The organism is Paenibacillus sp. JNU01, from assembly GCF_059130585.1.
This window is the reverse complement of sequence record NZ_CP169723.1, coordinates 6,667,407-6,684,703: the sequence shown is the minus strand read 5'-3', so window position 1 is coordinate 6,684,703 and position 17,297 is coordinate 6,667,407. Positions and strand designations below refer to the sequence as shown.

The 17,297-nt window shown below is 45.1% G+C and carries 16 protein-coding genes; 3 read left to right on the top strand and 13 right to left on the bottom strand.

From position 1 onward, the window contains the following. A complete protein-coding gene (locus NLBNIHML_RS29500; protein WP_339241839.1) occupies nt 1–1,023 on the bottom strand; it encodes an ABC transporter substrate-binding protein in 1,023 nt (340 codons plus the stop codon). A 242-nt stretch (nt 1,024–1,265) separates the two neighbouring features. Here NLBNIHML_RS29500 and NLBNIHML_RS29495 point away from each other — a divergent pair, with 242 nt between their 5' ends. Genes NLBNIHML_RS29495 through NLBNIHML_RS29485 form a run of 3 tightly spaced genes read left to right on the top strand, consistent with a single transcriptional unit; the run spans nt 1,266 to nt 5,630 of the window. After that, a complete protein-coding gene (locus NLBNIHML_RS29495; protein WP_339241837.1) occupies nt 1,266–3,077 on the top strand; it encodes a cache domain-containing sensor histidine kinase in 1,812 nt (603 codons plus the stop codon). Next, entirely contained in the window at nt 3,074–4,672 is a 1,599-nt protein-coding gene (locus NLBNIHML_RS29490) for a response regulator (protein ID WP_339241835.1), read from the top strand. Before NLBNIHML_RS29495 ends, NLBNIHML_RS29490 begins: the two co-directional genes overlap by 4 nt. Further along, nucleotides 4,665–5,630 (top strand): sugar ABC transporter substrate-binding protein, encoded by a 966-nt coding sequence (locus NLBNIHML_RS29485; protein WP_339241833.1) that lies wholly within the window; start codon nt 4,665–4,667, stop codon nt 5,628–5,630. Before NLBNIHML_RS29490 ends, NLBNIHML_RS29485 begins: the two co-directional genes overlap by 8 nt. Nucleotides 5,631–6,087: 457 nt before the next feature. On the opposite strand, the gene NLBNIHML_RS29480 is transcribed toward NLBNIHML_RS29485, so the two are convergent. From NLBNIHML_RS29480 to NLBNIHML_RS29425, 12 genes are all read right to left on the bottom strand, one after another. Further along, complete coding sequence (locus tag NLBNIHML_RS29480; RefSeq protein WP_339241832.1) at nt 6,088–6,612, bottom strand: GNAT family N-acetyltransferase; 525 nt, start codon at nt 6,610–6,612, stop codon at nt 6,088–6,090. A gap of 66 nt (nt 6,613–6,678) precedes the next feature. Next, nucleotides 6,679–6,978 carry a hypothetical protein gene (locus NLBNIHML_RS29475; protein ID WP_339260597.1) on the bottom strand — a complete coding sequence of 100 codons (300 nt, stop codon included), beginning with the start codon at nt 6,976–6,978 and terminating at the stop codon, nt 6,679–6,681. Between the two features lie 42 nt (nt 6,979–7,020). After that, the gene (locus tag NLBNIHML_RS29470; RefSeq protein WP_342572664.1) at nt 7,021–7,467 is read right to left on the bottom strand and encodes a GNAT family N-acetyltransferase; all 447 of its coding nucleotides are present in this window, start codon (nt 7,465–7,467) and stop codon (nt 7,021–7,023) included. 182 nt (nt 7,468–7,649) lie between these two features. Then, nucleotides 7,650–8,588 (bottom strand): hypothetical protein, encoded by a 939-nt coding sequence (locus NLBNIHML_RS29465; protein ID WP_342572663.1) that lies wholly within the window; start codon nt 8,586–8,588, stop codon nt 7,650–7,652. Between the two features lie 90 nt (nt 8,589–8,678). Continuing rightward, complete coding sequence (locus NLBNIHML_RS29460) at nt 8,679–9,311, bottom strand: methyltransferase domain-containing protein (protein ID WP_339260594.1); 633 nt, start codon at nt 9,309–9,311, stop codon at nt 8,679–8,681. 3 nt (nt 9,312–9,314) lie between these two features. Continuing rightward, the gene (locus NLBNIHML_RS29455) at nt 9,315–9,503 is read right to left on the bottom strand and encodes a hypothetical protein (RefSeq protein WP_339260593.1); all 189 of its coding nucleotides are present in this window, start codon (nt 9,501–9,503) and stop codon (nt 9,315–9,317) included. A gap of 59 nt (nt 9,504–9,562) precedes the next feature. Next, nucleotides 9,563–10,339, bottom strand: a complete 777-nt coding sequence (locus tag NLBNIHML_RS29450) for a class I SAM-dependent methyltransferase (RefSeq protein WP_339260592.1) — start codon at nt 10,337–10,339, stop codon at nt 9,563–9,565. A gap of 103 nt (nt 10,340–10,442) precedes the next feature. After that, nucleotides 10,443–10,913 (bottom strand): NUDIX hydrolase, encoded by a 471-nt coding sequence (locus tag NLBNIHML_RS29445; RefSeq protein ID WP_494353374.1) that lies wholly within the window; start codon nt 10,911–10,913, stop codon nt 10,443–10,445. A gap of 144 nt (nt 10,914–11,057) precedes the next feature. Next, nucleotides 11,058–12,608: a glycoside hydrolase gene (locus NLBNIHML_RS29440; protein ID WP_494353373.1), complete on the bottom strand. Its 1,551-nt coding sequence runs from the start codon at nt 12,606–12,608 to the stop codon at nt 11,058–11,060. Between the two features lie 95 nt (nt 12,609–12,703). Then, nucleotides 12,704–13,717: a carbohydrate ABC transporter permease gene (locus NLBNIHML_RS29435; protein WP_494353372.1), complete on the bottom strand. Its 1,014-nt coding sequence runs from the start codon at nt 13,715–13,717 to the stop codon at nt 12,704–12,706. A gap of 32 nt (nt 13,718–13,749) precedes the next feature. Further along, nucleotides 13,750–14,649, bottom strand: coding sequence for a carbohydrate ABC transporter permease (locus tag NLBNIHML_RS29430; protein WP_339241813.1), 900 nt, complete (start codon nt 14,647–14,649; stop codon nt 13,750–13,752). Then, nucleotides 14,646–17,297: a DUF5696 domain-containing protein gene (locus NLBNIHML_RS29425; RefSeq protein ID WP_494353371.1), complete on the bottom strand. Its 2,652-nt coding sequence runs from the start codon at nt 17,295–17,297 to the stop codon at nt 14,646–14,648. The genes NLBNIHML_RS29430 and NLBNIHML_RS29425 overlap by 4 nt, the downstream gene beginning before the upstream one ends.

Genomic DNA, 17,297 nt, shown 5'->3' with positions numbered 1-17,297 from the left:
TTAGTATTCGCGTGTTGGCAATGCTTCTTTGGCTTGCTCCGATGTGAACGTTGTCTCATCTGTCACGATTCGGGGTTCGATGTCTTTCCCGTCCACTACCGCTTGAACCGCTTCCATTAATTGAGGTCCTAACAACGGATTACATTCCACGATAAAGTTGATTTTGCCATCAGCAGCAGCCTGCATCCCATCTTTCACGGCATCAACCGAGATAATGGTGATATCTACGCCTGGTTTCAGTCCTGCCGCTTCAATGGCCTGAATTGCACCAAGTGCCATATCGTCATTATGTGCGTAGAGAACATCGATTTTTTTATGTGCTTTGAGGAAAGCCTGCATGACTTCTTTGCCTTTGGCACGTGTAAAGTCTCCCGATTGTGAAGCGATCACTTTAAGCTTTGGATTGGAAGCAATCAATTCCATAAAGCCCTCTTGACGGTCATTCGCTGGTGCGGAGCCAGTTGTGCCCTGCAATTCTACGATATTGATCTCGTCTTGTGTGTCCTTATATTGGTCATTAAGCCACTGACCTGCTTTGCGTCCTTCTTCTACGAAGTCGGAGCCAATAAAGGTTTTGTAGAGGGTTTTATCCGGGGAATCCACAGCACGGTCCGTCAAAATTACGGGAATGCCTGCATCCTTCGCTTCCTTCAATACGGTATCCCAACCGGATTCCACAACAGGAGAAAAAGCTATCACCGTCACCTTCTGCTGGATGAAGGATCGCAAGGCTTTAATCTGATTTTCCTGCTTCTGCTGCGCATCCGAAAACTTCAAATCATAGCCTGCTTCTTTGGCTGACTCCTGGATCGACTTGGTATTCGCCGAACGCCAGCCACTCTCCGCACCAACCTGCGAAAAACCGAGCGTAATTGTTTTGGCGCTGGCAGGTGTACCCCCATTGCCATTTGTTGAAGTTTCATTATCGGAGCCTGCTCCTCCATTGGTACTGCTGCATGCCGTGCTAACCAGCATCACCATAGCCAATGTTATGGCAAGTCCCCACTTTTTTTTGGTTCGCATGTTGTGATCCTCCCTTTTTCATTTCACCTTGTGGTGTGATCACATTATAGAACGCTTTCATTTCAAGCTTATATGGAGTATCTTGTTTTTTTAATGTAATAATTTAGCAATTTCAAAAACAGAGATCCAAAATGTGTAATTTCTTTGTTTAATGGTGTAGTATTTAGCGATTCTCTTAAATATCTAAAAATCATGTTATACTAATGGTACATTTTCGATCCCTTCAGATGGAGTGGAATACGTTGAAACTCATTCAGTGGATTGCTTCAAGCCTAAGGCTTAAATTACTCAGCATGTTTATCATCCTCAGTTCAGTACCACTGATCGTGGTTGGATTGATTTCTTACCACAAATCCTATACGGTCGTATCCAATCATAACAAGGCCTCGACACAATTGGTCGCCGACCAGCTTGCCAGGAACATTGATATCTTGTTTGAGGATACGGAACGATTGCTCGAACTGGGCAAGAATCCACAAGTGCTTCAATACCTTTATTCTCAATCGGAGTCCTACCCGGAAGCCAAAGCCATCCTTCAGACCTACAATCTATATCGGGAAACTTACAAGTATGACAAGGTACTTAATATCTCATTTGTGAATTTCTATGGAAAAGGCATAAGTGAACGAAAAGGCGTGTTCAAGCTGGAACGGAATCCGCTACGTAACCCGTACTTCAAGTATCTGATACAGTATCCGGATGCCATTCTACGCATCCCTCATTCTGCAGCCCATGCCGAATATAACAGGCTGGATGGATTTGCTTACCCTAAACAGAATGCGCTTTCAATTATAACCACCGTCAAGGAACGAATCACGCATGAGGTCATCGGATTTATCGTAATTGATTTGAATGATTCGTTTATTGATGATTTTTTGACGAGCACCCCCATTAAGGATTCAGGTTTTTTCTACATCAGTGATCAACACGGAAATACTCTTTTCAGACCGGATGCCACCCCGGCATCCATAAGCATGATGGATCAGATCCGATCAATCCCCTTACATTTGCAACATGACAGCTTTATCCTGTCCGCAGGATCCAAGCCGCAATTCGTTGTATACAGCACCTCCAAACAGACCGGATGGAAAATGATCGGGGTAGCCCCTTATCAGGAAATCATTGCAGAGGCCAATAGCATTCGCCAATTGATCATCATCACGGTTTTATTAAGTGCCTTCTTTGCAATATCATTATATTTTTTCCTGAATAATCGACTGATTCTTCCCATCCGGATTCTGATGAACAAGATGCGTAAAGCTGCAAACGGTTACTTGGAGGCCAAAGTCACACCACACGGCTCAGACGAAATTGCTGATCTGGGCAAAAGCTTCAATGTGATGCTGGATAAGCTCAAAACATTAATCGAAAAGAGTATTCGAGAGAATGAACAGGTGAAAATAGCTGAACTACGTACGCTGCAAGCTCAGATCAACCCTCACTTCCTCTATAACACGTTGGAATCCATTCTATGGATGGCTGAAGCAGAGAAAAAAGAAAATGTAATCAAACTTGTGCAGGCCCTCTCGAAGTTCTTTCGTTTGAGTCTAAACAAAGGATTCGACTGGGTATCGATTCAAACCGAGCTTGAACATGCGCGGAGTTACTTGGTCATTCAACAGATGAGGTATCACGATATTCTCACCTACGAGATCAGCGTTGACCGTGAGCTTCAGGATTATCCCATTCTGAAAATGACCTTGCAGCCCCTAGTTGAAAACGCGCTCTACCATGGAATCAAAAACAAACGCGGTCAAGGGCGTATATCCATCCACGGATATATTGAGGAAAATAGCATCATTCTCACCGTACAAGACAACGGAATCGGCATGTCTGCGGATCGATTGGCTCAATTACGTGAAGAGCTGGAGAAACCGGCGGGTTCTCGTTCCCCCCAAGATGACGAGCAGGAAGGCGGATTCGGTCTGCTCAATGTACATCACCGGATTCGGCTCTATTTCGGACCAGCTTATGGCGTTGAAATGGACAGTACGTATATGGAAGGAAGCACATTTATGATTCGTATCCCCAAAAGCAAGGAGGTTAACCGTTGAAAAAAGTCATGATTGTGGATGACGAAATTGGGATTCGGGAGAATATACGGAGCTGCATTGATTGGGAAAAGGAAGGTTTTCGCTATTGCGGGGATGCACCCGATGGCGAGCTTGCATTACCTTTAATTCATGAATGGGCACCGGACATTCTGATTACGGATATTAAAATGCCATTTATGAACGGACTGGAACTGACCTCCATCGTTCGCAATCAGCAACCTGATATCAAAATCATTATCATGAGCGGTCATGATGAATTCAGCTATGCCCAGGAGGCCATCCGACTCGGTGTAACTGAGTACTGTCTAAAGCCCATTAGCGCAGCAGAGCTGATTCAGATGCTTCATAAGGTCAGCAAACAAATGGATGAAGAACAACAGCGCATGACAAGCCGAACGATCACCAAAGAAAAACTGCTAGCCGATCTGTGTGGGGGACTCATCGGTACAACCGATGCGATTGAATCAGCCAAACAACTCGCACTTCCTCTCTCAGCCAGGTATTACACCATTGTCATTATCGACGTTCGATTAACAGAGGATTCCCCGGATTCGGAATCCATGATGAAGAAGCTGATTCCCGTACTGGAGGAAACTTGTGATCCCCACGTAGAACTTCTTCCTTATATTCGAAGCCGGACGGAGATCGTGCTTCTGCTCAAGTATAATGACGCTGAGAACATATCCGCATATCTGGAGCAGCTTCGTGGGCGGGTTCGTATGCAGCTAGAGCATATGTTCAAATGTAATATTATTCTGGGTATTGGCAGTCAACAAGAGCGGCTGCAAGGCATTCATGTCTCGTATCTGGAAGCGGAGGAGGATAAATATATTACCCGGCTTACCCTTCAGAACAGAGCTACTCTAACTGAAATTAACCTGGATGAGCAAACGACTCTATTTCTCGACAGGAATTCGTTTCTTGAATTTCTCAAAATCGGTAGCCCCAATCTGCGTGACCCTTTTGTGCAGGAGTTTGCCGCTCCATTACAGTCCTTCGACTGGAAGTCCTCATCGTATGGCTTCTATCTGTTGAATGATCTTACGCTCGAGTCGTTTCGGCTTGCGAATCAGCTGTTCCGCATGAGTGACCATTCGGATGAGAACATCACTTCCCTGCAGCAGACGATCCGGAAAATTACGTGCTGGGAGGATTGCACCCAATATCTATGTTCCCTGCTTAACCTGTTATGGCAGAGAAGAGCAGCCTGCTCCGGAAAATACAGTGATGTCATCGATCAGGTAAAAGCCTATGTATCCCGGGAATACAGTAACGAACAAGTCTCGCTGAAGCTGATCTCTGCACACGTCAGAATCAGTCCAAGTCATCTAAGCAAGATTTTCAGTCAGGAAACGGGTCAAACGATAACGGAGTATCTAACCCGGATTCGAATCGGTAAAGCCAAAGAGCTGCTAAAAACGACCAGCAACAAAACCTTTGAGATTGCTTACAAAGTCGGTTACAACGATTCTCACTATTTTTCTAATATATTCAAGAAAACAACAGGTTTTACACCAAGAGAATACCGAACGCAAGGGACCGAGGAATCGCAGGCCAGACCATCAGATATGAGAAAAGAGCCGATGTATGAATAAAATTAAATTTGCACTTTTACTTACACTCATACTGCTGTTCCCGATGATCATTTCATCCGGTTCGGCACACATTCGCCCACAGCAAATGGCCGCATCACTTCCTGCAACTTCACCTGTCGAGAAATCTGCCGCGAGTAAAACTTTCGGTATTATTTATCCAATGACCTATCCAACCTATGAGATGATCACGAAGGATGCAACGGAGTATGCAGGCAAACACAATATCAAATTAATTGTAAACGCACCTGATGAAGCCAATACTGAACAACAGATCCGTATCATGGAGAATATGATCAAACAGCATGTGGACGGAATAGCTATATCTCCTGTGGATGCTGCTGCACTTACACCCGTAATTGATGCAGCCCAAGCTGCGGGTATTCCTGTCATTACATTCGAGTCAGATGTCCCATCCAGTCATCGAATCGCTTATGTGGGCGCTGATAACTATCGCACTGGCCAGCAGTTCGCGATGACGACTACAGAACTTCTGCATAATCAAGGCATGATTCTTGTCGAGAATGGTTTGGAGGAGATGCAAGGTTTGCAGCAGCGACTTAATGGATTCATCGACTACATCCGCAGTGAAACAGACATCGAAATCTTGGAGGTTCGTTATCATCAAGGGAATGAAGATCGCGCCATGTCCGATATGGAGAACATGATTCAAGCTCATCCTCACTTCAATGCGATTATCGGACTCGATTTTGTTTCCGTCTCTGCCTCTACCCTGATCTGGAAAGCGAAAGGACTTAACCGGCATTTGATCGCGTTCGGAGACAGCCCGACCAGTGAAAACGGGTTGCTCAACGGTCAATTGTCTGCCGTTATTTCACAGAATGAGGGAGTCTGGGGTGCCAAAATGATGGAGACCTTGTTACTCGCAAGCGACGGTTTGCCCGTGCAGGAATTTATTGATACGGGGATCATTGTAATCAATCAGGAAGGAAGTAAATAATTAAGGGGATGTCTGCCTGTCATTCAGATGACAAGCGAACATCCCCCATTTAAATTTTCGTACACGTAGTTATTACATCCGTTCATCAAGTGTTCCTCAAGAAAGATGACCTCTGCCTGAGAGTTGTTCATATCTACCTATTACGCTTAAGCTTCATAATGACCCGATCGAGGATGAACCCCGCTCCTCCCCAAAAAATCAAATGGAATAAGTATATTAATGGCCTGAAAAATGAAGTCGTCTCTGGATTTGTATTTATTTTGGTTAACCAGTCATTCAGCAACGGATTTATAGGATTCGTTAAATAAATCAGAATATTCTTATCATCGTTCCCTGATAGATTAATGAAACATACGGTTAGCGAGAAAATAACAAACCAAAAAGTCAGCTTTTTCAGTATGTTCAGCATGACGGGTGGGTAAACCTCCTCTCAAGTACGATGAGTCCTTTTGAGAAGCTATTTCTTCCATTCGTCCTCTAATATGCTCATCTCGATCAGATTCCAGAAGGTATCTTCATGTCTTCTCGCATCACGAATAAGTCCTTCTCGTACAAAGCCCGCTTTTTCATAACATCGGATGGCTGAGACATTAAAATCAAATACACCCAGACTGATCCGGTGTAACTTCTCCTCTTCAAATCCAATTCGAAGTGCCTCATCGATCATTTGCTTTCCATAGCCTTTACCCTGATAGGGCTTGCCAAGAAGCACCTTACCGATACGTCCTGAACGGTTATATCGATCGATACCGCCAAGAGCGATATGGCCCACAATCTCCTGAGTCGTTTCATCCATCACTTTATAAATGAACTTATTCGAAGTGTTCTTATCATTCGCACCATGCAAATAATCTGCTAGCTGTTCCTTGGAAAGTGGATAATGGAACTGCGGGCCAGCCCACTGGAGCAGATACGCTTCATCTCCACTCCATTCGATTAGTTGATCAAAATCTTCCGGTTCAAAGTATTGGAATGTAATCATGTTGATCTGCCCTTTCTTCTTTTATGTCATATCATAACTTATTTCAGTTCTCTTGTGTCATCCTTCCTAATGATGAGTTTCATCAAACTCTTTGTTTCTTGCATTCATTTCACGAATGGAGTTCTGAACCCAATTCATTCTAGCTACTATACAGATAACTCCACCCAAAATGCATATCGCACCTATCCAATAATTCAGTTCAAAATTCACTTGATAATCACTCGGAGTATAACTACCCGCTGCTGCTGACTGGAATGCTGCATACCCTAGCTTCGGAATCACCTCTTCAATCATTTTCGAGATTGTAATAATCACAATGCCTAACATGATAAAGAGTAATGAGAAAATACTCTGTAAATGCTTCAAAGACCTACCTCCTCTACAATCCGAATCGCATGTATTTTGGCACTACCTGCATCTTAGAAGACGAACAACTTCGCCACCAATCAGACCTTCACTTACTCGGTGAAAACCAAATGATTCATACAGCTTCCCGGCAATATCATTTTCCGGCCTGTGTCCAATCATGATGCGTTTGCATTTCAGCGATTCTTTCATTAGATCAATCAACTTCCTAAGGGCTTCTCTTCCATAACCTCTGCCCTGATATTTGGTATCTATCATTAGAGCAAGAAGCCAATAGTTATCCTCATGATCCGGCCGATCTGAGTACACCGCAAATCCAACTAATTCCGAATCAAAATAGATGGCCATGGGTTGAAAGTCTTCAACTACCTTGGATTCAGCAATCCAATATACAACCGGCGCGGGGAAACTTTTTTTCTGTTGTTCAGTTACATTCAGTTGGGTACATGGATACCAATTATCTACCGAGACACGTTTTAAATGAATCATAGTTTGAAATTCCTCCTTGTGAAAATTACACAGAGGAATCCCTCGGAACGCTTCCTTGATTCCTCTGTGCTAGACAAAAACACCTCTGGCAACTCCGTTTCTTCTACTCAGATTCGTATTGTTTCTCATATCACATCACTCCTTTCACATTGTTATGCAAACCTCTTACCACTTCAATCACCTCATGCTAAACCTTTGATCTCTGATAGTTCAGGAGTATGTTTGACGAGGTCAGCTAGTTCATAAGATGCATTAGCTGATAATGCATCTTTAACTGCCTCAGTCCCTCTTGTTTTCCAGATCGAATATATCCATTTGGAAGAACCATATGCATTCATGCGATGATCACGTTCCTGTATCTGCATGAACAATTTCATACTTTCCTCATACCTTTCAATATCCGTTAAAATACAGGCCAGATTGTTCAACGCAATGTTGATATCTCTCTGTGAATTTCTGGAGACATTAATATTCTCCCAGCTACCGACCACTTCGTCTTTTCTTGAAATGGGCAGTGCTCCAACATTGATGTCATCAATCGAATCCATCGTTTCGTTCACAAGAGCTTGAACTCCGACAACATCCCCAGCATGATAAAGCCTAGTCAGACGCTGTTTGTTGTATGTAATTCGGGCAAAAAGAGTATTGGACCATGTCTCATCTTCTTGTATGAGCTCGTTCATATTTTCAAGCACACTGTCCATTTCACTGTACCTCTCCAAAACCCAAAGCGAACCGCCCAAAGCCCGATGGCTCTCGAATCGAACACCTCGGTTGGTATCCAGCTTGGGTGCATGATCACAAGCATAATGGTACCACTCGATCCAATGATCAAAATAGTTTCCCAAGGATAATGATAACGCTTGTGTCGAATCCGAAACGATCCAGTGTAATTGCTCAGGGGCGAGGTTTTCTTTCCCCCATTCGAAGAATTCCCGGTGATTCGCAAAAAGCAGTTCCGACTTTCTTAACAAGGCATAACCATCAGAAATATTCCAGTAGACCCAGCCTCGTTCATGGACAGACAATCTTCTGGATTGTTCATATTTTTTCAGCAAATCAATCATGCCTTGATGATCATCTTGAACTACAAACTCCTGGAAAGCTTGAGCGATATTCATTCCCATCCTCCGTCTCTTAGGAAGCTTATTCTGTCATAGACAGTACTAATGCACCGAGCAGGTAAACCTTATTTCGAACGTACACAGCTCTTACAGAGGCTTCGTGCCGCAAGCTGTAATGAAATTCATCATGGCATAGGCTTCCGGCGAATGATTTATCGCATCAGAGGCTTGTTGCAGTTGGGCAAACTCCTCCGAACTGATCACACCTTTTTCAGCAAAATGGACAAACCGATTGAGATTAAACTGCTGCTTAAACCCTTCTATGCCTAACAGATCACTATGTTGAAGCACGGAGTCAATGTCAACATCGATGTATCCGCTCTCAGAAAGGAGACGTGGCAGGCTTCTGCCAATTAAACGATTACCGCCGTGTTGTGCCACATAGTCCGAAATTTTCATTAATACCGTATGCAATGCAGGGACATCAGGATTCACTGCACCAAAAACACCATCATCTACATCAATAATGGCAAGGCGGCCGCCAGGCTTCAGTACACGATATATCTCTTGTGCGGCTTCGTTAGGATTGTTCAAATGAAGAAAGATCAATCTTGCCACGACAAAATCAAAAGAGTCATCCGGCAGATCCATTCCGTATATAGACGATTCCACAAATTTTAACCGCATGGAAGGGATGTCTTTCAGCCGTTCTTTGGCTTGTGCTTGCAGTGAACGATCAATCTCAAGCGAGGTAAGCTCGCTGTCAGGCAGACTGTTCAATAGCTACTCTGTAATGTACCCTGGTCCGCTTCCGACCTCCAATACACGCATCCCGTTTTTCAAACCATACCATTCCAGATTGCGGAACTCTTTGCTCCACCCCATGACCGCCTGAACCCTTAACCGCTCCAACTCCTCTTGAAAACTTAACACCGCCGTTTGAATATTATATGTTGAACGCAAGTCACTCATATTTTATTCCTCCTGTTTGCAATGGAATGATAAAGATATATCCTTAGACACAAATATCCTTAGACCTTTTTCTTCCCTAGATAAAGAGCAACCTTATGTTGTTTTTCTATCGTTCCACCTGCAGCATCAATGGAGTGTTTGATGCGTTCCAGAAGTGAACGCCGCACATCCTCAGCCAGCTGTTGATGCTTGGAATTTGTATTTAACAACGCGACATATTCTTCGCTGGAACAAGTCTGGATCCAGTTATACTCCTTCACCTCAATATCCGTGAACAAGCCGGATTGTTCTGTTATTTCTTTACGCTCCTGGATAACTTCATCTGGGGAAGGATAGTGAGAATCATCCAGATGAGGGGCTAATGCGATGTAATGGGAACGAATTTCAGTATGTAGCGGTTCAAAGTTCGGAACATGAATCGTCCAAAAAAGGCCGATGCCACCTCGATCCTCTAACAGCTCCCAAGCCCGACGGTAACCGATTTCCGGTCTGATAAAATGAAAGGCGGTTCCCGACACGATTAAGGAATAGCGTTCTCCTTCGTCATCCCAGTCCTCAAAAGGAGTGTTGATCACTTGAATCGAGGGATAGGACTTGAATTTGTCTACGGTGAACTGAGCCAGATTACTGCCTAATTCAATACACGTGATATTGGTATATTCCTTGCTCACCAATCCACTGGTCGCCTGTCCTGTTCCGCACCCAATCTCCAGAACGGGATCTTCTTTGTTGATCTGTAAATATGTAAAAATATCTTCAAACATTTCACTTGGATAGACGGGTCTATATCGATCATATTCTTGAACTACAAGATTAAATGTTTCCTTATTTTCCATGTCGTATCCTCCGATTTCTATTGTCATTCTCCCGATATACATTGACTAAACTATTCCCCTCTTTTTTCAGATGAAGAGATTTGGTTACAATACATATTGAATGCTACCTTGTCCTGATATGAATTATGGACTGAGCGTCTTTGTTTTTCCCGGTTAATAGAGCCAATAATCCATCTGGTACCAGCTTGATGTCCTCTTTTCCTTCATTAAAATCGCCAATGGACTTCCACACGGCTCGGTAGGATTCCTTTCCTTCTATGCCTTGAAGCTCTATCTTACTGTACATGTCAGTGTTCTTGAATTTTGCTTCATAGATAAAATCAATTTCATGCCCCGTCTCTTCTACCTGAAAAATATTCTCGATTACAGCAATCAGCTGTGGAGGTTCAATCTCTTGATGCAACTCTTCTCTTATTTCTCGCATTAATGTGTACTGACTGTTTTCTCCGAATTCAACTGTACCACCCACAGGACGATAGAACGTGGTTGAACTTCCTGGGGATCGAAATGCTTGCACAAGGATCTGATCCTCATTACATGTAAAAATGGCCAACGCGACCGTGCGAATATTCATTTTTTTCTCCTCTTATCGTGCATTTGCAGGCTGTAAAAAAAGCCCATGACAGAATTTAGCTTAATAACACATTTCTGCATGTATCAAACCTCATTATATCATGGGCGATATTGAGTGAAACCTCACAATTTATTTTTTCGCTGTTTACTCCACACCTCCCGTAAAGGTCACAACTGATTTCCCTGGAATGGTAAGGATAAATGACTGCATCTCTTCTCCGGCTATAACCGTCTCCTGACAGGCTAAATCCAGTTCAGCACTGGTCACATAAGACTTCATTGTGGTAATTGGACCATTTAAGCCGAGTTCCTGAAGACTCACTTGAATGCACTTGTCATATTGACCATGGTTTACAAAAACAGCCGTTACCGTTTGCTCTTCCTCATGAATATAGGCAGAACCGAGTAGTCCGCTGTCGGCTTCCTCTCCAAGCCCGGTGAGTTCAATTCGCTTCGCTCCAGGCCGAATAAATCTGCTGTAGTTGCCGAGTACCCACAGCATTTTCGAGGTCAGAATATTTTGCTCATCGCCAGCTTCACTATAATCCGTATAGATCAGCCCATCCTTATAATCCACCTTGGAGACAGCCGTCCACCATTGCCAGGCCGCAGCATGAGCCTCAACTAGATCAAAATGAATTGTTCTCGCTACATGCAGAGCGGGTTCAATGCCTAAATCACGTCCAGGTCCGTAGTCTCCGAGTATGCAGTATTCAGTAACCCAATATTTGCTGTCTGGATCATAATGGTTCAGGTTGTGATGAAGCAGCTGCCTGAGTCTCACCAGACGATCATCTCCGGGATTACTGTAATCAGACCAATAGGAATGCGAAGCGATTTTATTGCCCACCGCTTCCTTCATCTGAGGATCGCCAATCAGGTCTTTTATGTATTCCCGGTACTTGCCCGTGCCGAGCTGATTAGCACCGCTGGAATAGGTTCCGCTGCCCGCAAACTGGCGATAATATTCATCATCCAGCAGTGAAGTGATCTCCACACCGTCCGGTGCGCTGATTCGCGTGTGCAGATCGCTCTGCTGTAGCTGACGATATAATTCGAGAATGACTTGTTTTAGATCATCGTTATTGTAGCGATTGCCCTCCTGCCAAGCCTGATTCCAGTCCCAGGTCGGCTCGTTGATCGGACTGATATAATTAAAAAGAAATCCTTTCTGCTCGAAATGCGTTAATACATCCATAAGATAGGCTGCAAATTTGCCTTCATACCCTGTTCTCAGGTTGGTCGAACCAACTCCAGGATCAGGCTGAGCATGACCATTCTTGGTCATCCATACCGGAGGACTGTTCACAAAAGCGATAAGTGTCTCCACTCCCCGATCATGAGCGGCCTCAAGAAACCACTGTTGACCTGATTGCTTGCTCCAATCATATTCACCGTCCTCCGACGTTTTGAAAGCTTCCGCTCGTCTCCACGGGTCGGGAATCCGATCTTGATCTGTTTCCGCCGAGCCTGCACCAATGTTGAAACGCCATGCAGATAATCCGATTCCTTGTTCTCTGGAAAATAAAAGATCGGCTACCCGGGCTTTGTTCTCTTCACTCCAATACTTCCCGAGCGGCTCCATCGACCACGCATCCGAAGCCCCGAAGTTGTCTATACCCTGATAACGTATCTCCCCGTCAATCGTTACCCTCTTATCCAGTTTCGTTTGTGTTTCTCTTGTATTGATCTGCATTCTTCTTCCCCTCTTCCTGACCTGTACAGCCAACTGTATTGCCAACAATACCAATAGTAGACTGCCCGTTTAGCCGGGCAGCCCCCACTTCCCCGTTATCCTACAAGACCAGAACGTTCCACACTCTCTACGAAATGACGCTGAACGAACAGATAAATAATAATTAGCGGTAGAATCGCCATCAGCACACTCGTGTTCATCATCATCGACATGAAAAACGGATCTTGCGTATATGAGGCAGCAGCCTGACCGCCACCCGTCAAATAAGTTGCAATGGTGAACCCGGACGATGACATCATCGACGACATCACCTTAGGTTCGTTCAGATACATATTTGTGAAAAATGAATCGTTCCACTGCCATACAAACGAAAACAGCATGACGGTAACCATGGATGGGATCGCATTTGGCAGGATAATTCGGCCAAACGTTCTAAAGTATCCTGCTCCATCCACATAAGCTGCCTCTTCGATCTCCCGTGGAATGCCTCTGAAAAATTGGCGGAAAATGTACACATACAGTCCGGTCTTGACACCCATACCCAGGGCAGCCGAGATCAGGAACGGCCAGTACGTATTGATCAGATTGGCAGGACTGCCTCGAAACAGCTCAATCAGCCCCATCACATCAAAGTTTTTGAAATTCAGATACAGCGGGATCATAATCGTCTGTGTCGGTACCAGAATGGTAAAAATCACCGCAGCAAACAACAACCCGCTGCCTTTAAATCTGATTCGTGCAAACCCGTAGCCAGCCAGGACACAGGTTATTGTCTGCAGCAGCATCACCGCTGACGATAACCACAAGGTATTCATCAGCACGCTAGGGTAATTCATAGCTGTAAAGACCAGCTTGAAGTTCTCTAGCGTAAAGGTTCGCGGAATCCAGATCACCATTGGGTCGTACAAATCGGACATGCTTTTGAATGATATGGATATCTTCAATAAAATGGGATAGAGAATGACAAATGATATGCCAAAGATCAGAACAAACCGGATCAGAATCCATGCCCACTTTTTGATCGCTTCAAACCAGTACGCCGCGGAGCCCAAGCGCTGTAGCCATTCCTTTTTCACAGACGGCTGCCCTGTTGCGGTTTCTGTCTTCATGTCAGACCTCCTTTTCCTTTTTTCCAGCATTGCTAATTCTGATAAAAGACCTTGCGGGATACAATTGCGGTGGTTACCCACAGAATCAGTGCAATGACGGCAAAATAGATCCAGGACATCGCCGCACTGAGTCCAAAATTAAAGCTCTTGAAGGCCGTATCCACCACAAGTCGGCTCGTCTGATCACGGATAAAGCTGTCCACAATGGTATAGACCAGATTCGTGAGAATCAGAGGGCTTAGCATGGGAAATGTAATTTTCCAGAAGGCTTCATATCCCGTTGATCCTTCGATCTTGGCGGCTTCATACAATGAAGGTGAGATCGACTGCAAGCCAGCAAGGAAGATCAGAATCTGGACACCAGACTGGCTGACGATTTCGTATATCCGGCTTACTGCACCTGTCAAATATTCAACAAGAATCGGACTCATACCGGACTCTAGCAGCATAATGGTGAGATCCAGATTTTTCATGACGGATAGACCACCGCCAGTCATATCGTTTGCATTACGTACGACAGACTGCATCAGATCGCCGTTTTCGATGCTTGCAATAATGCCCGAAGCCAAAATCACGGGCAGAAAAAAGATTGCTCTTGCCAGCACCCTGCCATGGAACTTCTGATTCAGAATAACGGCAAAGAACAGGCTGAAAATGATGATTAACGGTGTATTTACCACGATATCCAGCACCGATTCCGTCAACATGCGTACATAGGATTCATGTGAGAATAATGCCTCACGGAAATTGCCCAGACCAATATACTCCAGACTGAAACCTTCATTAGACACCTGCAGATTGCTCAGACTGTAACGGAACGATGAGATCAGCGGCACCATGAACAGAAACAGGAAACCGAGGAACCAGGGCAGGATGAAGTACAAACCGTAATATCTGTTTTTTTGCTCCAATGATAATTTTTTGATTTTCATTCCGGTGTGTCACCTCCTACCTGGTAACTCTGCGCTGCCACACTTACACCGTTCACCTTCACAGCAGCATCGTTGTAATTCACAATGACCGTTTTTCCTTTTTCAAAAGTGGTCTGATAGACACCATTGCTCAGCTTTTCATGTTTAACAATGGATTGATTCTGCACGTCATGCAGCACCTCGTTCAGCTCGGCATACCGCTTAGCCGACTCCTGAATCCAGCGTCGATAATCGGCCGAATATAACTCGTCGAAGCCCGTCAGCTTGATCGCGGACGGATCAGCGTGGAACCACGTATAATACGGCGCTGAGCCGGTTTCAATCGCTCGCAGCATCTGCTTGAGAGAATCCTGATCCTCTGCCATATTCCATGCTTGGCCTGTGTATTTAATGTAGCCGTGATAGACCAGCTGGAAAAAGGGAACCGTCTCGTCCGTGATATTAAAGCCACTGCTGCTCATCGGTGCATCCACAATATGTCTGGCATAGGGACTTGCGTACACATTGCCTCCTTCCAGGAGAAGGGATACATCTGAGGAACCCTTCACCTGCTCAAGCTGCTGCACAACAACCTGCTTGGCTTGCTCACGGTTGATCACGTTGGCCCGGTTGTAATCGGAATTAAGCTGATCGCCCAAATCGCGAAGAGAAATGGCATTGAGCCCGAGCAGTGCATAGTCCTGCATAAATCCGTTTACAATGCCCGGTACGGCCTCGGGAGTAATAACATAGCCCGGAGTAGACTCTTCATCCCGCATAAACGTGGACATGCGATACGGAAAAACTTGCGCAAGTTTGCCCGTAATTTGACGTGATGCGTACGATTTCTTGAAAGCGTCAGCCTCCGGGAACACCTCCAGAAACGATACATCCGGGTATAAACCAAAGCCATTTTCTTGCATGTACGCCTGAAGGCTTTGCAAACCCTTTGCACCTCCAAGTTTCTTGTCAACCTGGATGGATTTGGGCAGATCGTGATGCACCCCTCCGTTGAACCATCCGGTGTATTGCAGCTGAATATCCTGCACACCTAGATCTTGCATCTCTTTTACAATCTCCTGTGCCTCTTCAAATGTGGTCAGCGGCTCGTAGGCATTGTACGGGATCCCGAGAAAAAACTTTTTCTTGGGAATGCCACCGATCAGTTCCACGTAGAAAGGCAGTGTGGTATCATCCGCCAGACGTGTGAGTTTCTTTTGCCCGATGAGATAATCCCGATACTTGGAAGCCATTCCCGAATAACTCGCATCGTCGGAATCCAGGAAATCATAAACGACAGCTATTTCGTTGTGAAAAGGCTGCGCCTGAAACCGTTTGACTGTGCTGGAACGCCAGCCATTCGTAAGGGTAACTTCCTCCATACTGCTCAGCGCAAAGCTTGGATACACGGTGTTGTACTGATTCAATCTGCCGCTAATATCCGCCTCCACGGATGCAACAGCATCCCCTTTATCAATGACAGCGAGATATCCTTTGTCTCCGTAACTCATACCAAATACGGGCATTCTCGCCTTCTGCTCCTTCTGAATCTGTGTAAGCTGGTTGATCGCATGATCACTGCCGTACAGCGCTGTACTGTAAGGTGATGCATACGTCTTTTTGTTATTAAAATAAATCAAGGAACCCGACCCGTCAGGCACCAGGCTGTAGCCTTCTTCCTTAGGACCGCTGGCTCCGAAAAAAGGCAGCAAGGACAAGGATTGAATTTTCATCGCTTCCGGATATTCAATGCCATTCTCAGGTATGGATACCCTCAAGTGTGCATCTTCGAGCCGATAGTGAACGGGAACAACTACATTGGCACTCCCGCTCTCTTCCTGCCCGTAAGCGGCTTTGTCGATCGTAATCTGAGCCTCATCGTAGCCGATGGATTCAAAAATCCGGGTAACCTTTGACAAGCCCACGCCCTTCAGAGAGGAGTCCCGTCTCTCAAAACGTTTGTTCTGCTCATCATGACGAAAGCGCTTCTCAATCTCCTTCTGGTCCTTCTCCTCCAGCTTAGCGAGAATCAATGTGTTAAAGCGCTCCTCGCTAATATATTTGGGGATCGCTTCGAGATCACTTTTGACTTCGCCAAGCGTATATACGATGTTGAGTCCTTGCTCTACTTTTTCAATCTCAAACTGACCACTCTGTACACTATGCGTAAAATTATCGTATTTCAGCGCATTGCCCGTATTATCGTAATACGTCAGCTCAAACTGCACATTCAACTGAGACTTGTTATACCCCGTGGCAATGGCGTCCTGCTCGCGATCCTGCGGATTGGAAAACCATATTGCCCCGTTCTGCTTATCCTTGACTGCAATTTCAGTCGTCTCCGGGTGCAAATACAGAATCATCTGCTCGTTCTCAGCAACCATTTCCATGCCCTCAGGGACCGTCATCTCGCTAGGGTTGGACTTGTTCGCAGCCTCTGCATCTGGAGCATTTGGCGTAGCTGCCACGTCTGATGCGCTGCTCTTTGCCTGATCTGTACTGTCAGGTGTATCAGTTCCAGCACGTTGAGAATCTGCCGTTTGCTGCTCTGAAGTTGTTTGTTGCTCCGAAGTCGCTGGTCTTTCGCCCTCCGCATAATTCACACTTTGTGTGATTAAAAGACTGCTTATGAGCATGACCGCTACGATAGCGGTACGTCTTCTTTTCAT

Bases quoted from the DNA above. Each gene is read 5' to 3' on its own strand.
- NLBNIHML_RS29450 (WP_339260592.1), bottom strand. From the start codon at position 10,339: ATGGAAAATAAGGAAACATTTAATCTTGTAGTTCAAGAATATGATCGA.
- NLBNIHML_RS29455 (WP_339260593.1), bottom strand. From the start codon at position 9,503: ATGAGTGACTTGCGTTCAACATATAATATTCAAACGGCGGTGTTAAGT.
- NLBNIHML_RS29430 (WP_339241813.1), bottom strand. From the start codon at position 14,649: ATGAAAATCAAAAAATTATCATTGGAGCAAAAAAACAGATATTACGGT.
- NLBNIHML_RS29470 (WP_342572664.1), bottom strand. From the start codon at position 7,467: ATGATTCATTTAAAACGTGTCTCGGTAGATAATTGGTATCCATGTACC.
- NLBNIHML_RS29440 (WP_494353373.1), bottom strand. From the start codon at position 12,608: ATGCAGATCAATACAAGAGAAACACAAACGAAACTGGATAAGAGGGTA.
- NLBNIHML_RS29465 (WP_342572663.1), bottom strand. From the start codon at position 8,588: ATGAATATCGCTCAAGCTTTCCAGGAGTTTGTAGTTCAAGATGATCAT.
- NLBNIHML_RS29485 (WP_339241833.1), top strand. From the start codon at position 4,665: ATGAATAAAATTAAATTTGCACTTTTACTTACACTCATACTGCTGTTC.
- NLBNIHML_RS29445 (WP_494353374.1), bottom strand. From the start codon at position 10,913: ATGAATATTCGCACGGTCGCGTTGGCCATTTTTACATGTAATGAGGAT.
- NLBNIHML_RS29435 (WP_494353372.1), bottom strand. From the start codon at position 13,717: ATGAAGACAGAAACCGCAACAGGGCAGCCGTCTGTGAAAAAGGAATGG.
- NLBNIHML_RS29480 (WP_339241832.1), bottom strand. From the start codon at position 6,612: ATGATTACATTCCAATACTTTGAACCGGAAGATTTTGATCAACTAATC.
- NLBNIHML_RS29425 (WP_494353371.1), bottom strand. From the start codon at position 17,297: ATGAAAAGAAGACGTACCGCTATCGTAGCGGTCATGCTCATAAGCAGT.
- NLBNIHML_RS29500 (WP_339241839.1), bottom strand. From the start codon at position 1,023: ATGCGAACCAAAAAAAAGTGGGGACTTGCCATAACATTGGCTATGGTG.